Genomic DNA, 364 nt, shown 5'->3' with positions numbered 1-364 from the left:
CGAACTGCGCGCCATCGAGTACGAGATCGAGCAACTCAAGCAGCAGGGCCTGGGCGAGCGCGAGCCCGAGATGCTGGCGCTGATCGTGCAGGTGCTGCGCCGGCTGCGCAACTCGGCCCGCATCGTCGACCGGCTCGCCGACCACACCGCCGCCTCGCCCCACGCCAAGCCCACCGACGTGCTGCGCATCAACAAATCGCTGACGCGCTTCATCTCGCGCCAGGAATTCCGCTTCGGCCTGCTGACCAGCAACCTGCGCCTGGATTCGCCGCACTTTCGCTACGCCCTGCGCGTGACGGCGGCGGCCGCCATCGCCATGACGCTGGCCAGCCGCTGGCTGTCGCCGGCGTTCTCGGCGCACAAC

Annotated in this window: 1 pseudogene; it reads left to right on the top strand. The window is 69.5% G+C overall.

Features of this window, described 5'->3' with window-relative positions:
- Window positions 1-364: pseudogene (locus SB751_RS28615) on the top strand (FUSC family protein); the annotation flags it as partial.

The organism is Cupriavidus sp. SIMBA_020 (assembly GCF_046535395.1).
Classification (GTDB): domain Bacteria; phylum Pseudomonadota; class Gammaproteobacteria; order Burkholderiales; family Burkholderiaceae; genus Cupriavidus; species Cupriavidus campinensis.
This window is presented reverse-complemented; position numbering and strand designations above follow the sequence as displayed.